The sequence below is a fragment of the Cupriavidus sp. CuC1 genome (assembly GCF_044627735.1).
Lineage (GTDB): Bacteria > Pseudomonadota > Gammaproteobacteria > Burkholderiales > Burkholderiaceae > Cupriavidus > Cupriavidus ulmosensis.
The window spans coordinates 21,949-45,482 of record NZ_JBIUHC010000047.1; the positions used below are offsets into that span (position 1 = coordinate 21,949).

Consider the following 23,534-nt stretch of genomic DNA (forward strand, 5'->3'; position numbering starts at 1 on the left):
TTCCAATTGTTAGTCAATCGCCCGCCCGTGCCACCGGGTCAGGACGACGGCGCCTGCGCCGCCGGTGCGGGCTTCATCGCCCGCCGCCGCGCGCGCGCCGCCAGGCCGCTGCCCAACGCCCAGCGCAACGTGGGCGCCAGCACCCGCATGCCGGCCAGCGAGACCGGACGGCGGATCGCGGCGCTGCCATGCAGCCCAAGCTCGCGCTGTACCCAGCGCGGCAATAGCGCAATGCCAGCGTCGCCCATGATACGCACCGCCGGCACCAGCAGCGGGCTGGCCACCGGCATGGCCATGACCAGCCGCACCACTTCGCGCGTGCGATCGCTCACCACCAGCTCTGGGCGCATGCGCTCCAGGTAGGCGGCGATGGCGGCGGCGCTGCGCGGCACGCCGGTTGCGCCGAGCATCTCGGCGATCTGCGCCACTTCCGTGTAGTAGCGATCCTGCTCGGCCACCGGGAGTGGGCCGACATAGCGCAGGTAAGCGGTGAGAAAGCTCGACACCTCGGCCACATGCACCCAGGTCAGCAGCGCCGGATCGTCGGCCGAGTAGGGGCGGCCATCCGGCGCCGTGCCCTTGACCGACGCGTGGATGCGCCTGACGCGGTCAATCAGCGCCAGCGCATCGGCGCGGTTGCCGTAGGTGGTGCCGGCAATGAACTGCGCGGTGCGGCCCAGGCGGCCCTGCATATCGGTACGGAAGGTGGAATGATCCCACACGCCGGCCAGCGCCAGCGGATGCATGGCCTGCATCAGCAGGGCGCTGACGCCGCCGGCCAGCATCGCGGGGAAATCCGCGTGCACGCGCCAGCAGACCGCGTCCGGCCCGAACAGCCCGGGATCCCCGGGCGGGTTGTCGTAGTCGAGGTTGAGGCCGGAGTTGCTGCGGGTCAGGCCCCGCACCTGCGCGCCGGCACGGGCGCGCAGGCGGTCCAGCAGCCGGCGGGGAAGGGGAGTAGCCTGGGATGGGGACGGCGGGGTGCCGGGTTGTTGGCCTTGCGAGCCGCTCATAGGTGCCTGGTGTGCGTGGTGTTGCGAGGTTGATTGACCGCCGCTCAATAGTAATGCAGGTCGGTCGCCTTCCCCCAGAATACACGGTAGGCATACAGCGTGTAACCCAGGATGGTAGGCAGCACCACTGCCGCGCCCACCAGGATCACCCCCAGCGACTCCGGCGCGCTTGCAGCTTGCCAGATATCGATCTTGTCCACCACCAGGTAAGGAAAGATGCTGTACGCCAGGCCGTTGAACGCCATCAGGAAGATCACCGCCGTGCCGGCGAAGGGTACCCAGCACCAGCGGTCGTTGCCACGATCGTGCATGGCCGGCATGCGCCGCAGCAGGCGGTCGATGAGGATGAACAGCGCCACCGTGACCGGCGGGATTGGCGCCAGCAGGATGATGTTGGGCAGCGAGAACCATTTGTCGAAGATGCGCTGGCTCACCATCGGGGTGACCAGCGAGATCGCCGCCACGCCAATGCCCGTCAGCCACAGGCTGCGGCGCGCCCAGTACATGGCGCGCCGCTGCAGGCTGCCGCTGGTCTTCATGATCAGCCAGCCCGCGCCCAGCAGGCAGTAGCCTGCCACCAGGCACAACCCTACTACCACCGCAAAAGCCAGGTCGAGCCAGCCGTGCTGGAAACCCGTGATGTACAGGCCGAGCATCAGGCCCTGCGAGAAGGCGGCCAGCAGCGAGCCGGCGTAGAACGCGCGGTTCCACCACGGTTTGTGGTGAGCGCGCGCTTTCACGCGGAAGTCGAACGCCACGCCGCGCAGGATCAGCCCCGCCAGCATCAGCGCCACCGGCAGGTAGAGCTGGGTCAGGATCACGCCGTGCGCAATCGGAAAGGCCACCAGCAGCAGGCCCACGCCAAGCACCAGCCAGGTCTCGTTGGCATCCCAGAACGGGCCGATGGAGGCGATCATGGTGTCCTTGTCGGCATCGCCCGCGCGGCGCAGCAGCACGCCCACGCCCAGGTCGTAGCCGTCCAGGATCACGTAGACCAGCATCGAGATGCCCATCAGGGCCAGGAACACCAGCGGCATCCAGCCGGCGGGTTGGGTCAGGTCGGTCATTCTGCGCTCCGCAATTCGCCGGGCACCACGGCTTGAGGGGTTTCGATCTCGATCTCGGGCTGGCCCGCCTTCGGGTCAGTCCCAGCCTTGCGGGCCAGGTAGAACACCACCGAGACATAGGCCGCAATCAGCGACAGGTAAAGCGCCAGGTACATGACCAGCGTGGAGGCGATCATCGCTGCCGGCACCTTGGAGGCCGCCTGCGCGGTGGTCAGCACGCCGTACACCAGGTACGGCTGGCGGCCGATCTCGGTGACGTACCAGCCGGCCACCAGGGCCACCCAGCCGGAGAAGGTCATGGCAATCAGCGCGCGCGCCATCCACGGCGCGGGCTGGCCGCCGCGGCGCAATTGCCACGCCGCCACCCACGATACCGCCAGCATCAATAGGCCCACGCCCACCATGATGCGGAAGGCGAAGAACAGCGGCGCCACCGGCGGATGCTTGTCGCCAAAGGCATCGATGCCCTTGATCTCGCCATCCGCGCTATGGGTCAGGTAGATCGAAGCCAGCTTGGGAATGGCGATCTCGAAATCATTGCTTTGCGTGCGCGCGTTGGGCAGGCCGAACAGCACGGCGGGCGCGCCCTTCTCCGTCTTCCAGATCCCCTCCATCGCGGCGATCTTGGCCGGCTGGTGATGCAGCGTGTTCAGGCCATGGAGGTCGCCCGCCACGATCTGCAGCGGGATCAGCACCGCGGCGATGGTCACGCCGGTGCGCAGCGACGACAGCACCTCCGGCGCGCGGTCGCCACGCAGCCAGCGATAGGCGGAGATCCCCGCCAGCAAGAAGGCCACGGTCAGCCCCGACGCCAGCAGCATATGCACGAAGCGGTAGGGGAACGACGGGTTGAAGATCACCGCCAGCCAGCTCGTCACGTGCGCGCGGCCATCGATCATCTCGAAGCCCGCCGGGGTTTGCATCCAAGAATTCAGCGCCAGGATCCAGAACGCCGACAAGGTGGTGCCGCCCGCCACCAGCAGCGTAGCGATGGTATGCGTGCGGTTGCTCACGCGGCGCATGCCGAACAGCATGATGCCGAGGAAGGTCGCCTCCAGGAAGAACGCCGTCAGCACCTCATAGGCCAGCAGCGGCCCGGCTACGTTGCCCACGGTCTCCATATAGCCCGGCCAGTTGGTGCCGAACTGGAAACTCATGGTGATGCCGCTGACCACGCCCAGCGCAAAGGTCAGCGCAAAGATCTTCACCCAGAAACGGTACGCCGCCATCCAGCGATCGTCGCCGGTCCTATTGAAGCGCAGCTTGAAAAACAGCAACACCCAGCCCAGCGAGATGCTGATGGTGGGAAACAAGATGTGGAACGTGATGTTGGCGGCAAACTGCACGCGCGCAAGCACCACCGGGTCGAGCGACGAGAACATGGAACTACTCCTTCCGGGTGCGGGTCGACTTGGCCTTCACGGCACTGGCAGGTGGTTTGTCGGCGCGGGCTCTCCCGCCGATGGCAACGCTGAGCTTGTCCTTCACATCCAGCAGCTTGTTGACCTTGGAGCCGAGCTTCATCAGCTTCTCCAGCGTGGCCACATCCAGCTTCTGGATCTCGCCGAACCAGCTCGTCACCAGCAGGATCAGCCCGTACATCTCCTTCATCCGCTCCTGCGCATGGCGGTCATTGGGATCGCTCACGGCTTCCAGCTGGACCTCGCGCAGCATGGACAGAGTCGGATCGATCTCGCGCCGGCGGCGCTCCTCGGCCAGCGTGCGGAAGATGGCCCAGACATCATCGGGGGCCGAGAAATACTCGCGGCGGTCACCCGGCTGGTGCGACAGCTTCACCAGGTTCCACGACTCCAGCTCTTTGAGCCCGATGCTGACGTTGGAGCGCGAAAAGCCCAGCGCCTCGGCGATTTCATCTGCGTTGAGTGGACGGGAGGCGGTAAACAGCAGGGCATAGATTTGCCCGACCGTGCGGTTGATGCCCCAGCGGCTGCCCATTTCACCGAAGTGGAGCACGAAGCGCTGGATCAGGGGCGAGAGATGCATGCTTGTTTGTTTTGAATTTTTAGGAAGTTGTGAAAGTTTAGTACGAAAGGGCGGGTTGTGCCTGGGATGGGGGTGCGACAACGGGTCGCTGTTGTCACGTCCCACAGTTAGTGGGTTTTGTGCCGAAATTAGTGGCCCACCGAGCCGGCGTGACCGGCAGACCGCGCTCCACCAGATTGCGGTCGAGCGCCGCGCGCGCCAACGAGGGCAGCGCCACCTTGCTCGCTTTGGTGGGCCGGGGCATCTGTACCGCAGTGCAACTTGCATTCGCTGCGCCGTTGCCCTAGAAATAATTAAATATTTCCAAAAATATCGGCTGTTGTCATAGCCGCGTGGCCCCACCGGGGCTGCGGCCGCAAGCATGGCCCCCATGCCACGACCACGGAATGCCGGAGACCCGCGACGGGCATCGCGATCGCATTCCGCAGGAGGGGGTGATCATGTCCATCACGCGCAGACAGTTCCTGAAGGCCACCGGCGGCGCGGCCGCCGGCATCGGCGTTTCGGGAAGCCTATCCAATCCGGCGCAGTCCGCGCCAGCACCCGCCGATCTGGGCCGGACGACCCTGCCATTCAGCCCGAGGGTGGTCGCGCACCTCGGCCAGCTGCGGGTCAATACCCCGGTCAGTTTCCTCTACCCGGACGCGTCGTCGCCCTGTGCCGTCATCAAGATGGGGATGCCGGTGCCCGGCGGGGTCGGCCCCGACCGCGACGTAGTGGCCTATAGCACGCTTTGTACGCATATGGGCTGTCCAGTTGCCTACGACGCCGGCGCGCGCACGTTCAAATGCCCCTGCCATTTCAGCATTTTCGATCCCGAGAAGAGCGGCCAGATGGTGTCGGGACAGGCAACCGAGAACCTGCCGATGGTCCGGCTCCAGTACAACGCCAGCGATGGCACGGTGAAAGCCGTCGGTGTCGAGGGGCTGATTTACGGGCGCCAAGCCAACCTGCTGTGAAGGGGGCGTATTGCCATGGCAACCAACAAGGACCGGGTGGCGCTGCCGCCCGTGAATGCGCAGCGGACCAACCTGACCTGCCATTTCTGCATCGTCGGCTGCGGCTATCACGTCTACAAATGGCCGGAGAATAGCGAGGGAGGCCGAGCGCCGGGCCAGAACGCGCTGGGGCTGGACTTTCGCAAGCAACTGCCTGCGCTGTCGGTGGTGATGACGCCGAACATGCAGAACACCATCACCGACCGGGACGGCCAGCGCCACAACATCCTCATCGTGCCCGACAAGCAATGCAGCGTGAACCAGGGCTTGTCGTCGACACGAGGCGGCCAGTTGGCCAAGGTGATGTACAACCCGGACGGCGTGGCCAGGGCCCGCTTGCGCAGCCCGCGCGTCTATATGGCCGACCAGTGGGTCGATACCAGTTGGGATGACGCACTGGCCCTCTACGCCGGCGTGACCAAGCGGATCCTGGATCGCGACGGGCCCGCCGCGCTGGCGTTCGATTGCTTTGATCACGGTGGTGCGGGCGGTGGCTTCGAGAACACCTGGGGCACTGGCAAGCTGATGTTCACGGCGCTCAAGACGCCTCTCGTCCGGATTCACAATCGGCCGGCCTACAACTCCGAATGCCATGCCACCCGCGAAATGGGCATCGGCGAGCTCAACAACAGCTATGAGGATGCCGAACTCGCCGATGTGATCATGGCGATCGGCTGCAACTCCTACGAGACCCAGACCAACTACTTCCTGGCGCACTGGCTGCCGAATCTGCAGGGCCAAACCATGGACAAGCGCAAGGCGCGCTTCCCCGGCGAAAGCGTCGCCGCGGCCAAGGTGATCTTCGTGGACCCGCGCCGCACCACGACGATCGCGGTGGCGGAGCAGGCGGCCGGCAAGGACAACGTGCTGCACCTCGATATCGAGCCCGGCACCGACATTGCGTTGTTCGATGGGTTGCTGACCTATGTGGTGGACCAGGGTTGGCACGACAAGGAATTTATCGCGGGCTATACCAAGGGGTTCGACGCGGCGCTGCGCGCGAACCGGCTGTCGCTGGAGGACACCAATCGCATTACCGGCGTCCCGGTCGACAAGCTCAAGCGCGCGGCGGAGTGGGCCTACAAGCCAAAGGCGTCCGGCCACCGGCCGCATACGATGCATGCCTATGAAAAGGGCATCATCTGGGGTAACGACAACTACCTCATCCAGTCCGCACTGGTGGACCTGGTCCTGGCCACGCACAACGTTGGCCGGCGCGGCACGGGCGTGGTGCGCATGGGCGGGCACCAGGAGGGTTATGCAAGGCCACCTTATCCTGGCAGCACGAAGATTTACGTGGACCAGGAGATCATCCACGGCAAGGGGCTGATGTACACGGCGTGGGGCGCCAATCCATTCCAGACCACACTCAATGCGCAGGAGCACCGCGCCGTGATCCTGCGACGCACCGCGGTCGTGCGAGAGGCGATGGCACGCCAGCGCGGGGCCACCGTGCCGCAGATGGCGGATGCAATCTACGACGCCGTGAAGAGCAAGGGCGGGCTGTTTCTGACCAACATCAATTTGTATCCCACCAGCCTGGCTGACGCCGCGCACCTGATGCTGCCGGCCGCCCATCCGGGCGAGATGCACCTGACTTCGATGAACGGCGAGCGCCGGATGCGCTTGTCGGACCGGTTCATGGATCCACCGGGCACTGCGCGCCCGGACTGCTTGATCGCCGCCGATATCGCCAATACGCTCAAGCGGCTGTACGAGGCAGAGGGCAAGGGCGAGATGGCCGCGCGCTTTGGCGGCTTCGACTGGCGGACCGAAGAGGATGCTTTCAATGACGGCTTCCGCCAGGCGGGCCAGCCCGGCGCCGTCCCGATCGACAGCCAGGGCGGCAAGACCGGCAATCTGGTCACATACGAGCGGCTGCGTGCAATGGGCAACAATGGCGTGCAACTGCCCACGAAGGAATACCGCAACGGCCAGTTGATCGGGACCGAAATGCTCTACATGGACGGCAAGTTCGATACGGCCGACGGCAAGGCCGAGTTCAAGCCGGCGACCTGGCCCGGGCTGCCGAAGCCTGTCGCCGAGCAGAAGGCCAAGTATCACTTCTGGATCAACAACGGCCGGGTCAACGAGGTGTGGCAGACGATGTACCACGACCAGTTCAACGAATTCGTGCGCGCGCGGGTGCCCATGGCCTATCTCGAGATCCATCCAGAGGACGCTCGGGCGCTGGGCGTGACCTCTGGCGACGTGGTCGAGGTCTATAACGACTACGGCTCCACCTATGCCCTCGCTTACCTGGAGCCGGACATCAAACGCAACCAGACGTTCATGCAGTTTGGTCATTTCAACGGAGTCATGGGGAACGTGACCACGTCGTGGACCGATCGCAATGTTGTGCCGTATTACAAGGGCACCTGGGCGGACCTGCGCCGCGTTGGCAGCATGCAAGACTTCAAGGAGACGGTAAGCTTCAAGCGGCGACGCTTCGACCGCGCCTAGCGCGAACCCGGCCGGCGGCGCACCAACTCATGCCGGCTGGCCGGCGCGCGCACCTTTCCGATCACGTCACGTTGGCATCGACCGCGCCTACTGTCGAGTTGGAAGACGCCTTGCCCCGCGCTTGGCGCGCTTGCTTTTGATCCATTCTTCCAATATTATGGAATTATGGAAGAAAACGATGTGGTCCGCTCCCTCGCCGCGCTGGCCCATGGCCTGCGCCTTCAGGTTTTCCGCCTGCTGGTGGTGGCCGGGCCGTCTGGTTTGACGCCCGGTGCGATCACCGAGCAGGTCGGGGTGCCCGGTGCGACGTTGTCCTTCCACCTGAAGGAATTGATGAATGCCCGTCTGATCACGCAAGAGCGTGAAGGGCGGCATCTGATCTATCGCGCCGCGTTTGAGCACATGAACGACCTGCTTGGCTTCCTGACGGCCAACTGCTGCCAAGGGGAGGCCTGTTTCGAGAATACCGCCGGCACCGTTTGCGAGTGTTAAAGGGAAACTCCAATGAAGCGCTTTCACGTCCACCTCAACGTCCAGGACCTCGGCAAGAGCATTGCCTTCTACTCGAAGCTGTTCGCGGCCGAGCCGACGCGGATCGAGAGCGACTACGCAAAATGGATGCTAGAGGATCCGCGAGTGAACTTCGCCATCTCCACCCGTGGTGGTGAGCCTGGCGTGGATCACCTGGGGTTCCAGACCGACAACGCGCAAGAGCTGGTGGCGCTGAAAGACCGCGCGGAAGCTGCCGATATGGCGCTGCTTGATGAAGGGGAGACGACCTGCTGCTACGCACGCAGCGAGAAACACTGGGTCACGGATCCCCAAGGCATCGCGTGGGAGCATTTCCACACGCTCGGGAACGTACCGGTGTTCGGTGAAAGCCGGCCTGCGGAAGCTTCTACTGCAGACTCGGCATGTTGCGCGCCGCGCGCCCCACAGGGCAAGCCGATTGGCATCGCCGTGAAATCCAACTCGTCGTGCTGCTGAAGGCCATCATGAGCGAAAAGACCTGTAACGTGCTGTTCATCTGCACCGGGAATTCGGCGAGGTCCATTCTCTCCGAAGGGCTGATGAACCATCTGGGCAAGGGGCGCTTCCAGGCTTACTCGGCTGGCAGCCACCCGACGGGTATTGTGAATCCCCTTGCACTGGCGACCCTGCGGCGCTACGGGCTGCCGACGGAAGCCTTCCGCAGCAAGAGCTGGGACGAGTTCTCCCAGGATGGCGCACCGCAACTCGATTTTGTCTTCACGGTCTGCGACAAGGCCGCCGGAGAAATGTGCCCGGTATGGCCCGGGCAGCCGATGACGGCCCACTGGGGCGTGCCAGACCCGGCCGCATGCGATGGGACTGAGGCGCAGAGGCAGCAGGCGATCAACGATGCCGCCATCACGCTGAAACGACGCATCGAACTGTTCCTGTCCCTACCTATCCTTAAGCTCGATGCCGTTGCCCTTCAGAAGGCAGTGCGCGATATCGGGCAAAGCTGACCATTGCTAGCAGTGCTTATGACAACCAACGTTCTAATCCTCTGCACCCACAACTCAGCGCGAAGCGTACTGAGCGAAGGCATGCTCAACCATTGGGCAAAGAAGCTGGGCAAGAATGTCCGTGCCTATAGTGCGGGGAGTGCGCCAAGTGGCCGCCTGAATCCGTTCGCCCTCGAAGCGCTGACCAATGCCGGTGTTGACGTCAGCGGCTATCGCAGCAAGAGCTGGGACGAGTTTGTCGGCGAAGGCGCGCCTGAGATGCACATTGTGATCACCGTGTGCGACAGCGCGGCCGCAGAGGAATGCCCATACTGGCCGGGCAGTCCGGTGAAGGTGCATTGGGGGTACGTCGACCCGTCGAACGCGCCCGGTGGGGATGACGGTAAGCGTCAGGCCTTCGAGCTGACACGCCAGGCCATCAGTTATCGCATGTTGCAATTGCTGCAGTTGCCGCTTGAGAATCTGAGCAAGGCCGATCTGCAGCAAGTCTTGACCGCCATTTCGAAGAGCTAAGCATCATGGCAGACCTGCCTCGCAAACTTGGGGCGGAAGCCCTTGGCACGGCGCTACTGCTGGCCGTTGTCATTGGTTCGGGAATCATGGCCGAGCGCCTGGCCGGTGGCAATGTCGCCATTGCCTTGCTGGCCAACACACTCGCCACCGTGGGCGGCCTCTATGTGTTGATCGAGGTATTCGGTCCGATCAGTGGAGCGCACTTCAACCCGGCCGTCAGCGCGGTCATGGCGGTCCGGGGCGAACTGCCCATGCCGGCCCTGCTGCCATACATCGTGGCCCAACTGCTCGGCGCCGTGCTCGGCGCGTGGCTGGCCCACGCGATGTTCGACATGAGCATTCTGCAGTTTTCCACCAAGGTGCGAACCGGCCCCGGCCAGTGGATCGCGGAAGCAGTGGCGACGGCCGGCCTGCTTCTGGTCATCCTGCGGGCGCCGAATGGGCGCGCACCCGCCATGGTGGCGAGCTACATCGGCGCCGCGTACTGGTTCACCGCTTCCACTTCCTTCGCCAATCCGGCCGCCGCCTTCGGTCGGATGTTCAGTGATACGTTTGCCGGCATCTCGCCTGCGAGCGCGCCTGGATTCATGGTCGCCGAGTTGGTTGGCGCTGCCGTCGGACTGGCGCTGCACAGCGCGTTCGAGCCTCGCACGAAGAGCGCCGGTCATCCGAACGTGATCGAGTCCTCAGGTCAACAGGACCGAGCTCCAGGGGCGCGCGAGAACATCTAGGGTCTCGCCAGGAGCGCGGTGGCCGCTGCGTGGTTACGCAGCTCCAAATCCATTCCATCCGTAACGGCAGCGCCCAGCCACACCGGCTGGGCGCTGCCGTCTTTCATGGTGCGGTCTGCGCCTATGCAGTCCGGGCGGCGACGGCGCCTGCGCCTTGCCATTGGCAGGGGGGGCAACCACATTAGGGATTCTCATCGTCCGAGACGACGCGGGCCTAGTGCCCTGTGCGGGCTTCGAGGACTATGGCACTGAGAGCGCCGTCGCTCAAGTTGTCTTGGCGGCCGGCCTGGTTCGTTTTGCCGACTTGGGCTCGCATTCGAACGGCGTTACGTTGCAACCGTTAGGGTTGCCCTCGCAGCAGTGTTCGGTGAGGAAACCTATGAGCTCGTTGATCTGGTCATACTGGGCCTGGTAAATGACGAACCTGCCTTCCTGGTGGCTCCTTATCAGCCCGGCGTGGACGAGTTCCTTGAGATGAAACGAGAGGGTGGCCGGCGGCAGCCCCAACGCCTGGCCAATCCGTCCGGCGTTGACGCCTTCCAGGCCCGCTTGAACCAGCAGGCGGAAGATCGCCAGGCGAGATTGCTGCGCGAGCGCGGCTAGGGCTTTGACGGCGGAGGCACTTTGCATTGGTTGTTGCATTTGGGGAAGCGATTCCACGTATTCTCCGTCAGTTTTCAGACGGACGGTTGCTTCCTGGCATGGATGCATGGAAACAAATATGATCTATTGTGCACTCTGTAGTGCCGGGATTCCCGCATCACTATGAAGGCGCAAAGCGCTGTCGACTGGCGCGTCAGTTCACTCGAAGATCTCGACAAACGGCTTCTTGTCAATCACGGCCGCGCGGACCTTCTCGCGTAGCAGAGAGACGAGATCTCGCTCATTCATCAGCAGCATGTCGATCTCGCGCAGCGGGCGAGCCAAATAGTGAGAGCTCTTTAGGGTGGGGTTTTCATGCTTCTAGCTGCTGTCGCGGCTGTACGGTGTTGGCCGTTTTAGAACGTGTGAGATGTCACTTTTCTTTACTCGTAAAGAAAAGTAACCAAAAGAAAGCGATCCTTGCAGGAGGCTGGCTTGTCGGGGTTGCGCAGCCCAATGGTTTCGTCGTCAGGCCCCGGGTTTTAATTAACTCGTGCCGTTACCGGTTTAAATGGCCACGATCCTTTTAATGACGCTGGTTTCGTGGTGAGGCCCCCGGTAGCGGCATCCTTGCCCACTCGCCCATCTGCCGGTACCGGTGCGAAGCACCACGATATATCACGTCGTGATGGTTTCGTGGTGGGGTGGGGCGCGGTGGTGATACCATCGGATTTATTCCTCGGTGCCACCGCGCCCACGACGAAAACGGGATGCTTGCAACTTCGTGGCCGCCCGCGCCGCGAGCGACAGACGGCTTGAAATTCGTGGTGGTGGCTACCGGTGGGGGCCACCACGAAACCCTGGGCACTGGCAGCGTCGTGATGATCTAAACTGGTAACGGCACGAGGTCATTAAAACCCGGGGCCGTACGACGAAATCATTGGGGTCCCCAATGACGCCACGCCAGCCTCCTGCAAGGATCGCTTTCTTTTGGTTACTTTTCTTTACGAGCCCGCGAGTAAAGAAAAGTGACATCTCACACGTTCTAAAACGGCCAACACCGCCCAGCCGCGACAGCAGCTAGAAGCATCAAAACCCCGCCCTAAAGAGACACCCCCGCGTCAGCGGGCCACAAGCAATACACATCGCACACTTCCCCCAACCTACAATTCCTGCTCCAAGCTCAACAGACTTTGCGAACGAATCAGCGGAACGGGACACTGATATGTATTGACCGAGTCAAGTGCTGAGTTCCTTGTTCATAGTGATAGTCCAGTGTGTTTGGGCCAGGCCCGGCGGTTCTTCGACGGTTGATCATTCTGATATGCGCGGGTTGGCTACCGAATGACAAACGATTCGTCGAGGAGCTGCCTCGGTCTAGCGTCGAGGGTTGTGCTGTTTCCAGTTGCCTCCTAGTGTCCGCGAGGGTTCTCCACCGCTGCCGGACCTGGCCCAAACACACTGTGCTGTATCGGTTCGCTTAGGCCCTGCCGATCTCTGGCAAGGCGCGGGCGAGCGCCCGATGCATCTCCTTGAGCAATATTTGCGGTGGTCTTGCGCCGGAGATGCCCTGGACGCCGTTGAGCACAATGTTAGGCACGCCAAGGCCAGGGCGTGGTGGTAGCGCATCCGCTTCGCGCAGCGCCGGCAGCCAGTCCAGATCCATGCCTGCGGCGGCTTCCGACGCTTGCGCCATCGGGATGCCGCAGGCGATGGCCGCTCGGTGCAGCACGCGCGGATCGCCGAGATCTTCCCCGCGCAGGAAATAGCCTTCAAACAGCCTGTCGATGAGCGCCGATGCGGCTGCCCGTCCGCAGGTCTGAGCGGCAAAGCGGATCAGGCGGTGCGCAAGCACGGTGTTGGGCAGGGTTTCGATGCGGTCGAGCTCCAGCGCGATGCCGGCCTCGCGCGCCGCGGCGCATACCTGCGCCTGGCGCCTGGCCAGCGCTTCGGCGCTGCCCAGCCGCGCAAGATAGAAGTTGCGGTACGGGATACCGGCGGGCGGTATCGCCGGGAGCAGCGGACAGCTTCGCCATTCGATCGTGACGGCGACGTCGGCCCGCTCGTGGCCAAGCCGGGCGAGTGCCGCTTCAAGATGGCGTTTGCCGATCATGCACCATGGGCAGATCAAGTCAAAGTCAACCTGGACCAGCAGGGAATCCGGGTAGTTCATGGCAGTCTTCCCGAAGGGTTATGCTGCCGGCGACGGCCCGGCGCTGCCGCGAGCACTTGCGCGCGCTCCGCGGCGGTCATCTGATCCCAGCGGCCGATTTCGAGCAGTGTTCTGCTGCAGCCCTGGCAGTAACGGCCGGCCAGGTCCATGCGGCAGATATTGATGCATGGATCGCCAACGGGGTTGGGGTGATTCATCACTGGCTCCCGGTTCATCAACCTGAGGAATTGGGGTAGACGGCAGGCCAGCGCGAAGCCACCGCGCCGGCCCGGCGGCAAGGCTTCAGGCAGCCGCGCGCAGCGGCAGGTTCTTCTGCCCTGCCGTGCGGTTTTTCACCATGCCGTTGATGCGCGGTGGACGAAGTTGAAGAATTTGAATGGATTGGGACCATCGAATCCGCCCCCGATGCCGGTCAAGGTGAGGTTCAGCGGCGGTGCGCAAGCCGGCGATCAGCTCATTGAATTTGGACAGCCGCTTGGAGCCTTTGCCGTCCAGTTCCCGCACGTGCAGGTGCAACACCGTGGCGCCCGCGTTGTAGCAGTCAACGGCTTTCTGAACCTGTTCCTCCATGGTGACGGGAATGTCCTCGGGAAAGTCCTGGGGCATCCATTCCGGGCCATAAGGGGCAACGGTGATCACCACTTTGTCCATGTTCTCGGGATGCAGGGAATCGTCAAGGAATTGCATAAATCGCCTCCGGCTGGGCTGTGCTTGTCAAGGGAGCTGCCATGCCTGGAGTATCGGTGAACGCCGTGTTCCGATTTGACTATTCGGGACATTCGATTTACATTTTGGGACAGCCAGGGAAAACACGGTGTTCGACTAATGTCCTACTATCTGCGCAGCGCCAGCCTTACCAACTACGTTGAAGTGGCGCGCGCCGTCGACCTGGATCCATACCAGCACCTGCGGGCGGCAAAGATCAGCCGCTCGGTCTTGCTGGATCCCGATATCCGGATACCCGCGGCATCGGTTGGCCGGCTGCTGGACACGTCGGCGAGGGCAGCCAAGGTGGACGATTTCGGCCTGCGCATGGCTGAGTTGCGCGAATTCTCCAACCTGGGGCCGCTTGCCTTTGTGGTACGCGAGGAGCCGACGCTGCGCCGCGCGCTGGAGTCGATGGTCCGCTACATGGGTTTGCAGAACGAGGCGCTTTCCATGCGCATGGAGGAAGGCGACGGCGTGGTGATGATCCGGCTGCAGGTGCTAAGCGACCAGCCCGGTACGCTGCGCCAGGCCAGTGACCTGGCGGTCGGCGTGATGTTCCGCATGCTGCGCCTGTTCCTGGGGCAGTCGTGGCGCCCGCGCAGCATCTGTTTCACGCATGCCGCGCCCGCCAGCACGGCCACGTTCGCACGGGTGTTCGGCATGCCCACGGCATTCAACCAGGACTTTGATGGCATTGTCTGCCTCGCATCGGACCTGGAGGCGCCTTTGCCTTCGTATGACCCGGTGATGGCACAGCAGGTGAAGCGCTATCTCGGCACGCTGCTGGCGCAGTCGACGGCCGCCACGATGTCGGACAAGGTGCGCAAGCTCGTCTATGCGCTGCTGCCCACGGGGCTGTGCTCAGTCGAGCGTGTGGCCCAGCACCTGAGCGTCGACCGGCGGACCGTGCACCGCCGGCTCGAGCAGGAACATACGACTTACCTGGCAGTCCTCGCCGAGGCACGTGCCGACCTGGTGATCCGGTACATCGAGAACGGCGAGCGTCCGCTTTCCGAAGTGGCTGCGCTGCTCGGCTTTTCGTCGCTGAGCGCGTTCTCACGCTGGTTCAGTGGCCGCTTTGGGTGCAGTGTGTCGGCGTGGCGCGCGCAGGGGCGGCGCTCAGATGGCTAAAAAAGCCGCTGGCTAACCCGCAGCGCGGCGGCGGCCAAGGCGAGCGTCGGGCAGCCCGCTACGGTGCGGTCAGAACTTGTGGCGCACGCCTGCGGCAACGCCAACCATGCTGCGCTGGTCGCATCGCCGCGACCAGGCCCGCGCGATCGGTTCCCAAGCCGTAGTAGCGGGAAAGGAAGCTGGACATCCATGCCAGCAGCGCCCCCATGACGAGCAACTGCAGCGCGCTGCCCGCATAGGCGCAGAGAATGGAGGGCGCCGCAAGGAGTTCGTACAGCCTCTGGCGAGGTTTCAGGCACTTCGGCGATGCCCACACTGCCATAGGCCGCCTCGCCAATGCCTACGCACAGCCGTGCAATGAACATCTGTCCAAAGCGAATCAGCGTCATGTGCGTTAGCAGACGTTCGCGGCGAGAACTAGCATGCATTCTAAAGATCCCTTGGGAGGTTCCTCTCAACCTTCCTTCGCCTTGCCGCATCTCCTTCTGTGCGGCGAGGCGTTTTTCGTCCCCTGATTGCCGCGCGCAGGGTTACCTGGCACTCCCGGGGCGTGGGAGCGGTTTATATCCGAGGGCAGGAACCACGACGGAAATGGAGCCGATTGTCGTCCTTGGGCCGTGCTACGATTCTCTTGAACAACTGGAGAAGGCTATGGATCTCCAAGGCTTCACGTACTACAAAGATCACTGGTATGAGGCTAGCGCAACGTCGCCAACCGGTGGACCTTGGCAGGGCGAGGTGACGATCTGTGCAAAAGCGGCGGACGGAAGCTCGATCAAGATCTTCGAGCACGAACCTGTGCCTGGGCAGTACTTTTCCGAAGGCGAGGCGTGGCAGCATGCGCGCGACTATGCCGAGAAGCTGATAGACGAAGGCCGGGCGAACCCAGGCGCTCTCTGATTCGCGCGCCGTATCCCCATCCGGGTCAACCACGCAGCGTGCTGCGGTCCTCCGAAATCCGGCGAGGCACATATGGACTTCAAGTACAAAGGCCGGGATATCTCCATCCAGACGATAAGGGTCGCGGGTGATCGGTGGGACTGGTCCTATGTCATCCGTGGGCACGGACACAGGCAAAACACTCGGGAGCCTGCAGCCTCGGAAGATATTGCGATCGATGATGCATATCGAGCCGCGAAGCGAGAGATTGACCATATTGCCGTTGACAGTGACGATTAACATTTCTGAAATCCGCCACCCCCGCCCAAAAGCTCGTCTCCCAAACACTGGTGCCCGTCGCCGCATGCTAAAGAAAAACGCGCCCTGGCAAGGCGGCGGCGCGAGGTGCGAACGGGAAATGCAGAGTGACTGCATGCAGGCAGGCGATGGTGACGCGTTGGGTGTAAAAGTTGCAATCCGATGGTTCTGACCCCGAGGCGGCACGCTGACAAAAAAAGAAGGCGCGGTGGTGCCGCGCCTTTTGGTGCCGAGACTCATACACGGGGAGCGTACAGTCGGGAGAGGAAAAAATCCTCAGAGTCCAATCTATGTCAAAGTCCGACAGATAACAATCATTCCGAAATAACATCAGATTTAACAGATTTGTCACATTATCCGGCCGACCGGGATGATTGGCGGGTGTGGTTGCGCTTCGACTCGCTGACTTATCTCTGGTAATTTATCTCTCCCTATCTCGACAACTCCTTTGTTTTGAGCCAACCAATGCCCGCACGTTTAAGGCCGGCATACGGCATAGCTTTCCTCAAACAAAGCAGGGGTGTTCCAGGAATCGAATCTGCTGCATCTTGTGCGATGCAGTAGGAAACAGTCGCCCTGTTGCCGCTGCAAACGCCTTTCGAGAATTGGAGCGCCCTCATACGACAGACAGCGGCGCAGGCGACAGATCGAGCATGATGCGAAGCTCGACGTTGTCCGGGGCGCGTGGCTGCCACATGCGACCGATGACCACAAAGATGATTGGTTGTCCCGGGAACTGGATCAGGTCGCCGATCACCGGCGTTAGCGCGCCGGTGTGCGGTGTCAGGTCCAGGTCGATGTCTCTGGCTGCGGCCTGTGCAGCCGGGGTGAACTCAAGGGTGATCGTGAGTTTCATTCGGGCCCCTTCGTGGTTGAGAAGGTCGGATTCCTCGTTTGTGCTAGCTTGCCAGCAAGCCCAAGATCTTGCTGGCGGGCGCGCCGGACGCGCGTCGGGCCAGCAGATCATGCGCGGTGCCTCGACAAGGGTACGGCTTGCGCGGCTCGCTTTGTAGGAAATGCCTTCTCGTAACTTGTACTTTGAATATTAGGGGGATCCACGTGTTTCAGAGGCGTCTGACTGCGTCGTGAAGCCGGCGTCGGAGAGCGCAGGGAAGGCCGAACCCGACGGGCTGCACGGGAGGGCCGCGCAAAGGCACCGGGGGCGGCACTGTCGACCAGACTGGAGTCCCCGATGCCAAAGGCCGCTAATATCAACGCCCTGTTATCAACGCCCTGTTCGGACCTGGCATCTCGGCCGCCTGACAGGTTCTCCTTGAGCGGGCAATAAAAAGTTCCTCACGCGGACATGACTAATGCTAAAGTTCTGCATCGCGCCGCCGGAGACTCGCTTGGTAAAGCAGGCAGGCATCCAACGGCCGCGACGCAAAGTTGATATCGGGAGAGACCGCCTGGCCATGCTGCCAGGCAGCGCCGAAGGAGCAACCGCCCCGGAAACTCTCAGGCAAAAGGACCGATATCACGTTTGAACTCTGAAGAACCCCGGCGCTCGTCAGCCGGCGGTACCGAAGGAGCAAGCGATCCGCGCCACCCCAAAGTGGCGCATCGTGAATCTCTCAGGTCAAGGACAGAGGGGGCGTCTTTCGCGCATGTCGCGCAAGAGGCTCCCACTCGACGTCCTGGAACCAAAGAGATGAGAACAATTGCCGTTATCGGTGGTGGCATCACTGGCGTGACCACTGCCTACGCACTCGCCAAGCGCGGTTTCTCGGTCACCCTGCTCGAAAAACACCGCTATGCCGCCATGGAAACCTCGTTCGCCAATGGCGGCCAGCTTTCCGCCTCCAACGCCGAAGTCTGGACCCACTGGTCCACCATCCTCAAGGGCATCAAGTGGATGCTCAAGAGCGATGCGCCGCTGCTGGTCAACCCGCGCCCGAGCTGGCACAAGCTGTCCTGGTTCGCCGAGTTCATCGCCGCCATTCCCCAATACCGCAAGAACACCGTGGAAACGACGCGCCTGGCGATTGCCGCGCGCGACCACCTGTTCGCCTGGGCCGCGGCCGAGGGAATCGATTTCGACCTGAAGAAGGAGGGCATCCTCCACATCTATCGCGACAAGGCGGGCTTCGACCACGCTGGCAGGGTATCGAAGCTGCTGGCCGAGGGCGGCCTTGCGCGCCATGCCGTCACACCGGAAGAGATGCGCGCCATCGAGCCGACCCTGGCCGGCGAGTACTACGGAGGCTATTTCACCCAGAGCGATTCCACCGGCGACATCCACAAGTTCACCAGCGGCATGGCCGCGGCGATCGACCGCCTGGGCGTGCGATGCCTGTACAACCAGGATGTCCAGTCGGTCAGCACTGATGGCCGGCAGGTCGCCATCGTCAGCAGCGACGGCCAGCAGACCGAATCGCGCGTGTTCGACGGCGTGGTGGTCTGTGCCGGCACCGCCAGCCGGGCGCTGGCCGCCAGCCTTGGCGATCGCGTCAACATCTATCCGGTCAAGGGCTATTCGATCACGGTCAACCTGAACGACGCGCAAAGCCAGGCTGCCGCGCCCGTCGTCAGCCTGCTCGACGATGAGACCAAGCTGGTCACCAGCCGCCTGGGCGTCGACCGCTTCCGCGTGGCGGGCACGGCGGAGTTCAACGGCTACAACCGCGACATTCGCGCCGACCGCATCCGTCCACTGGTGGAGTGGGTCAACCAGTGCTTCCCCGGTGTCAGCACGCGTAGCGTGGTGCCTTGGGCCGGCCTGCGGCCGATGATGCCTACCATGCTGCCGCGCGTGGGCCGGGGCCGTGCGTCCTGCGTGTTCTACAACACCGGCCACGGCCATCTGGGGTGGACGCTGTCGGCGGTCACCGCCGACATGATCGGCGATGTCGTGCAGCAAGCCATGGGCGCCAAGCGCGTGCATGGCGTGCAGGATAGGGTGGCGCTGGTTAGTCCTTGACAGGCTGCCAGGGACTGGCAAGGGCCGGCAATCGGGCCTGAAGCCAGCCAACGCGTTACACGCCGAGCGCGGCCATATTCTCCACCCGCAACGTCTGCGGGACCGACAGCGAGATATCGGCCGCGCGCAGCCGCTTCAGGATCTCGAACAGCAGGTCGCTCTTGGTCGCGGTGGCGATCCGCGGGCTGCCTACGTAGCCCGTCACGCTAAGCGTGATCCCGTTCGGCGCCAGCTGGCTGAACGTGACGGATGGCGCGGGCTTGTCGAGAATCGCCTCATTCTCCCGATAGGAGTCGAGCAGCAGTTCGCGCACCTGTTCGGGATCGATGTTCAACGGGAAGGTGAGCAGCAGCGTCGCGACGCCTTGCGTGCTGTTGCTCATCGTCACGTTGCGCAGGTTCTGCGAGATCAGCTGCGAGTTAGGCACGATCACGGTGGAGCGGTCGCCCAGCAGGATCTCCGTCGCGCGCACGTTGATGCGCTTGATGTCGCCTTCCACGCCGCCGATGCTCACCATGTCGCCGACCTTCACCGGGCGCTCGGTCAGCAGGATGAGGCCCGACACGAAGTTCTTGACGATCTCCTGCAGGCCGAAGCCAATGCCGACGGACAGCGCGCTGACGATCCAGGCCAGGTTTTCCCATCTGACGCCCAGCAGCGATAGCGTCAGCAACACGATCAGCACGTAGCCGATGTTGCTGAACAGCGTGACGAGCGAGGCGCGCAGGCCTGCTTCCATGCAGACTTTCGGCAGGAGTTCCGCATCCAGCCAGCGCCGCACCGAGCGCAGCAGGTAGATGCCGACCGACAACGCGATGACAGCGTTCAGGATGCGGTCGGGCATGATGTTGAGGCTGCGCAGCCGCTCCCCGCCGAGCATCGTCAGCAGGCTGTTGAGCAGGTCGCTCGGCGTGGTGCCGAAGCCGCCGGTCAGCAGCGCAATGACCGCCACCAGGAGCAGCAGGCTGGTGCCGATCCCCGACAGCACCGTCGACGCTTGCTCGAGATGGCTGTCCCCGAGGCCGAACAATTGCTTGATGACCTTGCCGCTCGGATGGTGCGCGCTGAACACGCTTTCGCAGACGTCGCGGGTCAGTTGCGTCAACAGGTACAAGCTGCACAGGACGATGTCGATCCACACGAGCTCATAGGTCAGGAAGCGCGCGAACGTGATATAGCCGATCAGCAGCGCCAGCAATGAGGCGACGACCGTCACCGTCACGCCAGCGTGAATCAGGCCGGCGAAGGTGGAGCGCGCTTCAGGCCGCTCGCCCGCCGCGGCTAGCATCGTGCGCACGCGGTTGGCGCGCAGCAGCGCTGCGCCGATTGTCAGCACCACCACAAGCGACACCAGGCCGCGGCCTAGCAAGGTCACCTGCAGGCTCGTATCCGCGGTCCGGTTGAGTTGCTCGAGCGTGCCGGCAATCAGTAGCAGGCCCGCGAGGGCGGTCGGGAAAGGACGCATCGCCAGCGCGACCTTGTCGGCGAGCGCCGGCAGGCGCCATGAGGGATGGCGCGTGCACAGCAATGCCCGTCCCAGGCCCGCGATCAGCGCGCTCGTCAATGCTAGCTTGCCGAGCTCGCTGATCAGGTCTTGCACCTGCCCCGGCAGCTCGTAGTGCGGGGCGAACGCGATACACACGAGCTGTACCGCGATGGCGGTCGCAGCAACCGTCGCGAGCACAGTCGCCAGCGCGAGCGCGCTGCGCCGCAGCCGGCTTTCGGGCAAGCGTGTCAGGCAGAACCACGCCAGTGCCCGCTCGATCAACCGTCGGCCGATGGTCCAGACGCCGATCGCAAGTAGCAGGAGTAGCGCGGTAATCGCTTGCCGCCCGGGCTGCCAGGCCAGGTCCCACAACGGCGTGACTTGTCCCTTGAAAGCGCTCAGCCGCTGCTGGTCCTCCGGGCTTGGCGCGAACAACGGTTCCCAGAATTGCTTGCTAAGGATGCCGGCCGACTGCAGCGCGAGCTGGTTCTTCAAGCGGCTGCGCTGCAGCTTGGCGATCTGCTCGGTCAGGTTGGTGACATTGCCCTTGACCTCGGCGGCCTGCTTGAGTCCGCTGTCCAGTTGGGCCTTGCGCGCATTCAGGTCTGCCCGCTGCTGTGCGACTGCAGCCGCCTCCGGCGTGGTGCCCGCGGCGGGTGGCGGCCCGAGCACGTCGAGTTGTGCCTGCAACTGCGCGCGCTGGGGCGTGAGCGCTGCGGTCAGCTTGTCGACGTCGCTTGCCAGCTGGTGGATGGCGTCATCCAGCCCTTCGAGCTGCGTGCCGCTGGTGGGCGACGACGCCAGTTGCTTGATGCGGTCCTGTTCGGTCTGGAGCCGTTTCAGCTCGGCCACGGCATCCGCGTGCGACAGCGGCTTGGTGGCGGGCGCGTCCGCATTCGAGGTGGTGTCGGCGGCTGTGGCTGCCGTTGCCGTTGCTGCATTCGGGAGCGCTGTGGGGATCAGCTGCAATAGCGCAACCAGCACAAGGCTCAGCGCGAGCTTGGGGAGTTTGCTCATAGGACAAGAACTTTGCTGATCGGCTAGCCGGGCAGGCAATCGAACAGGTTCGCGTGGATTGCCATGCTTCGCCAGACGGCGGGTGACCGGGGTCGACGATCAGGGTGTTGGACGGCCGCGCTGGCGATCAAGATGGGAATCGATCGGAGCGCCCGGGGCGATGCCGCGTGACTGGCAAGCCGCTTGATGGCAAGCCGCTTGAAGCGGAAGGTTTGCCTGAAAGAAGTCGAATTATACAGAAGGCATGGCGTGCCGTTGCGCAGTGCACGATACGCAACTCGGGCGCCAGGTGGCGTGCGGATAATCCTGCACTAGAATTTCTACCAGTGGCCCGCATCGGCCCAACCAGAACACGAACCACCACGAACCAACACGAGGCAAGCCAATGGACTTCAGTCTGACTTCCGTTCAACGGGATTTGCAGGAGCGTACCCGCCAGTTCATTGCTGACCAGGTCATGCCGATGGAGCGCGATCCCCGGCAAACGCCGCATGGCCCAACCGAGGACCTGCGGGCGGACCTGGTGGCAAAGGCAAGGGCAGCGGGCTTGCTGACACCCCACGCCAGCACGGAGGCCGGAGGCCTCGGGCTTTCGCACCGGGACAAGGCCATTGTCTTTGAAGAGGCGGGCTACTCGCCGCTGGGGCCGGTCGCGATGAACATCCATGCGCCGGACGAAGGCAACATCCACCTGATGGAACTGGTCGCCACGCCGGAGCAGAAGGCGCGCTGGCTGCAGCCCCTGATCGACGGGCACACGCGCTCGTGCTTTTGCATGACCGAGCCGGCGCCAGGCGCGGGAGCCGATCCGTCGATGCTGCAAACCACGGCGGTGCGCGATGGCGATCATTTCGTGATCACTGGCCGGAAGTGGTTTATCACGGGCGCCACCGGCGCCACCTTCGCCATCATCATGGCGCGGATGGAAGACGGCTCGGCCACCATGTTCCTCGCTGACATGAACCAGGCCGGTGTCGAGATCGAGCGGCAGATGGATGCGCTCGATACGTGCTTCACGGGCGGGCATGCCGTGGTGCGCTTCGATGGCCTGCGAGTCCCGGCGAGCGACGTGCTCGGCAAGCTCGGCGAAGGATTCCGCTACGCGCAACTGCGCCTGGCCCCGGCGCGGCTGACGCACTGCATGCGCTGGCTCGGGGCGGCCCGGCGCGCGCACGACATCGCGGTCAACTATGCGCGGCAACGCCGCGCGTTTGGCCGGACCTTGGTGGAGCATGAGGGCGTGGGGTTCATGCTGGCCGACAACGAGATGGACATGCACACCGCGCGCCTGACCATCTGGCACTGCGCCTGGGTGCTGGACCAGGGCGAGAAGGGGCGCGATGAGTCCAGCCTGGCCAAGGTGTACTGCTCGGAGGCCTTGTGGCGGGTGGTGGATCGTTCCGTGCAGGTGCTTGGCGGCAGCGGGGTGACGGATGAAACCATCGTCGCGCGCATCTTCCGCGACATGCGCGCCTTCCGGATCTACGATGGTCCCTCGGAGGTGCATCGCTGGAGCATGGCCAAGCGGATTGCGCGGGGCTGAATCCCTCTCAGCGTGCAGGATCAAACAGTGATTTAAACAGTGATGCATTTCACCGCAGGAGGTTCGCTCGCCATGGACAATGCCTTCCACCATTTTTCCGAGCTGTTTGCGCAACTGGGCCTGCCTGCCGACGAAAAGGGCATCCGTGAATTCCTGGCCGCGCATTCTCCCCTGGCCCCCGACGTCGTGCTTGCCGACGCCCCTTTCTGGACGCCCGCGCAGGCCACGTTGCTGCGGGAGGAAATCCTGGAAGATGCTGACTGGGCGGAGGTCGTTGACCAGCTGAATGCCGCGCTGCGGGTGCCCGGATAAAGCCTCGGTGAAATTCGAGCCTGCTCCGTTCCAAATAGTGTACTTCTGCTCCTGTTCTGCATTGCTGCGGTGCGGCAACATCCCCTGGACGCGCGTCATTGTCGACGCCAGGGGAAATCGCCGCAGCCATGAAGTACCAGTTATTTGTATTGGCCGGATGTCCGGCCTGCACCGCGCTTGAACTGT

General features: G+C 63.4%; 22 protein-coding genes, 2 pseudogenes and 1 riboswitch. Of the genes and pseudogenes, 12 read left to right on the forward strand and 12 right to left on the reverse strand.

Going from position 1 to position 23,534, the window contains the following annotated elements:
* Positions 1-38: 38 nt before the first annotated feature.
* The 4 genes from ACGLHR_RS20805 to ACGLHR_RS20820 are packed head-to-tail and all read right to left on the reverse strand — an operon-like array spanning position 39 to position 4,084.
* On the reverse strand, positions 39-1,013 hold the full coding sequence (locus tag ACGLHR_RS20805) for an oxygenase MpaB family protein (RefSeq protein ID WP_400096151.1): 975 nt from the start codon (positions 1,011-1,013) through the stop codon (positions 39-41).
* Between the two features lie 44 nt (positions 1,014-1,057).
* Positions 1,058-2,080 carry a cytochrome d ubiquinol oxidase subunit II gene (locus tag ACGLHR_RS20810; protein ID WP_400096152.1) on the reverse strand — a complete coding sequence of 341 codons (1,023 nt, stop codon included), beginning with the start codon at positions 2,078-2,080 and terminating at the stop codon, positions 1,058-1,060.
* Positions 2,077-3,462 carry a cytochrome ubiquinol oxidase subunit I gene (locus ACGLHR_RS20815; protein ID WP_400096153.1) on the reverse strand — a complete coding sequence of 462 codons (1,386 nt, stop codon included), beginning with the start codon at positions 3,460-3,462 and terminating at the stop codon, positions 2,077-2,079. Before ACGLHR_RS20815 ends, ACGLHR_RS20810 begins: the two co-directional genes overlap by 4 nt.
* A 4-nt stretch (positions 3,463-3,466) precedes the next feature.
* Positions 3,467-4,084, reverse strand: a complete 618-nt coding sequence (locus tag ACGLHR_RS20820; RefSeq protein WP_318232218.1) for a GbsR/MarR family transcriptional regulator — start codon at positions 4,082-4,084, stop codon at positions 3,467-3,469.
* A 440-nt stretch (positions 4,085-4,524) separates the two neighbouring features.
* On the opposite strand from ACGLHR_RS20820, the gene ACGLHR_RS20825 reads away from it, so the two are divergent.
* The 7 genes from ACGLHR_RS20825 (at position 4,525) to ACGLHR_RS20855 (ending at position 10,279) form a co-directional block, all read left to right on the forward strand.
* Positions 4,525-5,043 (forward strand): arsenate reductase (azurin) small subunit, encoded by a 519-nt coding sequence (locus ACGLHR_RS20825; protein ID WP_400096181.1) that lies wholly within the window; start codon positions 4,525-4,527, stop codon positions 5,041-5,043.
* 15 nt (positions 5,044-5,058) lie between these two features.
* Positions 5,059-7,545 carry an arsenate reductase (azurin) large subunit gene (locus ACGLHR_RS20830; protein ID WP_400096154.1) on the forward strand — a complete coding sequence of 829 codons (2,487 nt, stop codon included), beginning with the start codon at positions 5,059-5,061 and terminating at the stop codon, positions 7,543-7,545.
* 165 nt (positions 7,546-7,710) lie between these two features.
* Positions 7,711-8,037, forward strand: a complete 327-nt coding sequence (locus ACGLHR_RS20835; RefSeq protein ID WP_400096155.1) for an ArsR/SmtB family transcription factor — start codon at positions 7,711-7,713, stop codon at positions 8,035-8,037.
* Between the two features lie 12 nt (positions 8,038-8,049).
* On the forward strand, positions 8,050-8,532 hold the full coding sequence (locus ACGLHR_RS20840; protein WP_400096156.1) for an ArsI/CadI family heavy metal resistance metalloenzyme: 483 nt from the start codon (positions 8,050-8,052) through the stop codon (positions 8,530-8,532).
* Positions 8,533-8,540: 8 nt separating this feature from the next.
* Positions 8,541-9,035: an arsenate reductase ArsC gene (locus ACGLHR_RS20845; protein ID WP_400096182.1), complete on the forward strand. Its 495-nt coding sequence runs from the start codon at positions 8,541-8,543 to the stop codon at positions 9,033-9,035.
* 18 nt (positions 9,036-9,053) lie between these two features.
* Positions 9,054-9,548 carry an arsenate reductase ArsC gene (locus ACGLHR_RS20850; protein ID WP_400096157.1) on the forward strand — a complete coding sequence of 165 codons (495 nt, stop codon included), beginning with the start codon at positions 9,054-9,056 and terminating at the stop codon, positions 9,546-9,548.
* Between the two features lie 5 nt (positions 9,549-9,553).
* Positions 9,554-10,279: an MIP/aquaporin family protein gene (locus ACGLHR_RS20855; protein WP_400096158.1), complete on the forward strand. Its 726-nt coding sequence runs from the start codon at positions 9,554-9,556 to the stop codon at positions 10,277-10,279.
* A gap of 264 nt (positions 10,280-10,543) precedes the next feature.
* On the opposite strand, the gene ACGLHR_RS20860 is transcribed toward ACGLHR_RS20855, so the two are convergent.
* The 5 genes and pseudogenes from ACGLHR_RS20860 to ACGLHR_RS20880 form a co-directional block, all read right to left on the reverse strand.
* Positions 10,544-10,909: an ArsR/SmtB family transcription factor gene (locus ACGLHR_RS20860; protein WP_400096183.1), complete on the reverse strand. Its 366-nt coding sequence runs from the start codon at positions 10,907-10,909 to the stop codon at positions 10,544-10,546.
* A 171-nt stretch (positions 10,910-11,080) separates the two neighbouring features.
* Positions 11,081-11,206: a hypothetical protein gene (locus ACGLHR_RS20865; protein ID WP_400096159.1), complete on the reverse strand. Its 126-nt coding sequence runs from the start codon at positions 11,204-11,206 to the stop codon at positions 11,081-11,083.
* 1,135 nt (positions 11,207-12,341) lie between these two features.
* Positions 12,342-13,034: a DsbA family oxidoreductase gene (locus ACGLHR_RS20870; RefSeq protein ID WP_400096160.1), complete on the reverse strand. Its 693-nt coding sequence runs from the start codon at positions 13,032-13,034 to the stop codon at positions 12,342-12,344.
* Positions 13,031-13,231 carry a DUF1289 domain-containing protein gene (locus ACGLHR_RS20875; protein WP_400096161.1) on the reverse strand — a complete coding sequence of 67 codons (201 nt, stop codon included), beginning with the start codon at positions 13,229-13,231 and terminating at the stop codon, positions 13,031-13,033. Before ACGLHR_RS20875 ends, ACGLHR_RS20870 begins: the two co-directional genes overlap by 4 nt.
* Before the next feature lie 187 nt (positions 13,232-13,418).
* Positions 13,419-13,721 (reverse strand): annotated as a pseudogene (locus tag ACGLHR_RS20880) (3-keto-5-aminohexanoate cleavage protein); the annotation flags it as partial.
* Between the two features lie 138 nt (positions 13,722-13,859).
* Here ACGLHR_RS20880 and ACGLHR_RS20885 point away from each other — a divergent pair.
* Complete coding sequence (locus ACGLHR_RS20885) at positions 13,860-14,873, forward strand: AraC family transcriptional regulator (RefSeq protein ID WP_400096162.1); 1,014 nt, start codon at positions 13,860-13,862, stop codon at positions 14,871-14,873.
* Between the two features lie 121 nt (positions 14,874-14,994).
* Here the strand turns inward: ACGLHR_RS20885 and ACGLHR_RS20890 are convergent.
* Positions 14,995-15,247 (reverse strand): annotated as a pseudogene (locus ACGLHR_RS20890) (hypothetical protein); the annotation flags it as partial.
* A gap of 217 nt (positions 15,248-15,464) precedes the next feature.
* Here ACGLHR_RS20890 and ACGLHR_RS20895 point away from each other — a divergent pair.
* On the forward strand, positions 15,465-15,773 hold the full coding sequence (locus tag ACGLHR_RS20895) for a hypothetical protein (protein WP_318232179.1): 309 nt from the start codon (positions 15,465-15,467) through the stop codon (positions 15,771-15,773).
* A gap of 913 nt (positions 15,774-16,686) precedes the next feature.
* Here ACGLHR_RS20895 and ACGLHR_RS20900 read toward each other — a convergent pair.
* The gene (locus ACGLHR_RS20900; protein WP_318232178.1) at positions 16,687-16,926 is read right to left on the reverse strand and encodes a hypothetical protein; all 240 of its coding nucleotides are present in this window, start codon (positions 16,924-16,926) and stop codon (positions 16,687-16,689) included.
* Positions 16,927-17,456: 530 nt separating this feature from the next.
* Positions 17,457-17,554, forward strand: a riboswitch (glycine riboswitch).
* A 167-nt stretch (positions 17,555-17,721) separates the two neighbouring features.
* Between ACGLHR_RS20900 and ACGLHR_RS20905 the strand changes: the two genes are divergently transcribed.
* Positions 17,722-18,990, forward strand: coding sequence for a D-amino acid dehydrogenase (locus ACGLHR_RS20905; RefSeq protein ID WP_400096163.1), 1,269 nt, complete (start codon positions 17,722-17,724; stop codon positions 18,988-18,990).
* Positions 18,991-19,045: 55 nt separating this feature from the next.
* On the opposite strand, the gene ACGLHR_RS20910 is transcribed toward ACGLHR_RS20905, so the two are convergent.
* Positions 19,046-21,493: a DUF3772 domain-containing protein gene (locus ACGLHR_RS20910; RefSeq protein ID WP_400096164.1), complete on the reverse strand. Its 2,448-nt coding sequence runs from the start codon at positions 21,491-21,493 to the stop codon at positions 19,046-19,048.
* Positions 21,494-21,878: 385 nt separating this feature from the next.
* Here ACGLHR_RS20910 and ACGLHR_RS20915 point away from each other — a divergent pair, with 385 nt between their 5' ends.
* On the forward strand, positions 21,879-23,036 hold the full coding sequence (locus ACGLHR_RS20915; protein ID WP_400096165.1) for an acyl-CoA dehydrogenase family protein: 1,158 nt from the start codon (positions 21,879-21,881) through the stop codon (positions 23,034-23,036).
* 72 nt (positions 23,037-23,108) lie between these two features.
* Positions 23,109-23,348 (forward strand): DUF2789 domain-containing protein, encoded by a 240-nt coding sequence (locus tag ACGLHR_RS20920; RefSeq protein WP_400096166.1) that lies wholly within the window; start codon positions 23,109-23,111, stop codon positions 23,346-23,348.
* The last annotated feature ends 186 nt before the right edge of the window (positions 23,349-23,534 follow it).

Excerpts from the sequence above, each read along its gene's own strand:
- ACGLHR_RS20855 (WP_400096158.1), top strand. The coding sequence starts at position 9,554 with ATGGCAGACCTGCCTCGCAAACTTGGGGCGGAAGCCCTTGGCACGGCG.
- ACGLHR_RS20845 (WP_400096182.1), top strand. The coding sequence starts at position 8,541 with ATGAGCGAAAAGACCTGTAACGTGCTGTTCATCTGCACCGGGAATTCG.
- ACGLHR_RS20860 (WP_400096183.1), bottom strand. The coding sequence starts at position 10,909 with ATGCAAAGTGCCTCCGCCGTCAAAGCCCTAGCCGCGCTCGCGCAGCAA.
- ACGLHR_RS20830 (WP_400096154.1), top strand. The coding sequence starts at position 5,059 with ATGGCAACCAACAAGGACCGGGTGGCGCTGCCGCCCGTGAATGCGCAG.
- ACGLHR_RS20820 (WP_318232218.1), bottom strand. The coding sequence starts at position 4,084 with ATGCATCTCTCGCCCCTGATCCAGCGCTTCGTGCTCCACTTCGGTGAA.
- ACGLHR_RS20895 (WP_318232179.1), top strand. The coding sequence starts at position 15,465 with ATGGAGCCGATTGTCGTCCTTGGGCCGTGCTACGATTCTCTTGAACAA.
- ACGLHR_RS20905 (WP_400096163.1), top strand. The coding sequence starts at position 17,722 with ATGAGAACAATTGCCGTTATCGGTGGTGGCATCACTGGCGTGACCACT.
- ACGLHR_RS20870 (WP_400096160.1), bottom strand. The coding sequence starts at position 13,034 with ATGAACTACCCGGATTCCCTGCTGGTCCAGGTTGACTTTGACTTGATC.
- ACGLHR_RS20850 (WP_400096157.1), top strand. The coding sequence starts at position 9,054 with ATGACAACCAACGTTCTAATCCTCTGCACCCACAACTCAGCGCGAAGC.
- ACGLHR_RS20920 (WP_400096166.1), top strand. The coding sequence starts at position 23,109 with ATGGACAATGCCTTCCACCATTTTTCCGAGCTGTTTGCGCAACTGGGC.
- ACGLHR_RS20805 (WP_400096151.1), bottom strand. The coding sequence starts at position 1,013 with ATGAGCGGCTCGCAAGGCCAACAACCCGGCACCCCGCCGTCCCCATCC.
- ACGLHR_RS20825 (WP_400096181.1), top strand. The coding sequence starts at position 4,525 with ATGTCCATCACGCGCAGACAGTTCCTGAAGGCCACCGGCGGCGCGGCC.
- ACGLHR_RS20840 (WP_400096156.1), top strand. The coding sequence starts at position 8,050 with ATGAAGCGCTTTCACGTCCACCTCAACGTCCAGGACCTCGGCAAGAGC.
- ACGLHR_RS20915 (WP_400096165.1), top strand. The coding sequence starts at position 21,879 with ATGGACTTCAGTCTGACTTCCGTTCAACGGGATTTGCAGGAGCGTACC.
- ACGLHR_RS20835 (WP_400096155.1), top strand. The coding sequence starts at position 7,711 with ATGGAAGAAAACGATGTGGTCCGCTCCCTCGCCGCGCTGGCCCATGGC.
- ACGLHR_RS20910 (WP_400096164.1), bottom strand. The coding sequence starts at position 21,493 with ATGAGCAAACTCCCCAAGCTCGCGCTGAGCCTTGTGCTGGTTGCGCTA.
- ACGLHR_RS20810 (WP_400096152.1), bottom strand. The coding sequence starts at position 2,080 with ATGACCGACCTGACCCAACCCGCCGGCTGGATGCCGCTGGTGTTCCTG.
- ACGLHR_RS20875 (WP_400096161.1), bottom strand. The coding sequence starts at position 13,231 with ATGAATCACCCCAACCCCGTTGGCGATCCATGCATCAATATCTGCCGC.
- ACGLHR_RS20885 (WP_400096162.1), top strand. The coding sequence starts at position 13,860 with ATGTCCTACTATCTGCGCAGCGCCAGCCTTACCAACTACGTTGAAGTG.
- ACGLHR_RS20815 (WP_400096153.1), bottom strand. The coding sequence starts at position 3,462 with ATGTTCTCGTCGCTCGACCCGGTGGTGCTTGCGCGCGTGCAGTTTGCC.
- ACGLHR_RS20900 (WP_318232178.1), bottom strand. The coding sequence starts at position 16,926 with ATGAAACTCACGATCACCCTTGAGTTCACCCCGGCTGCACAGGCCGCA.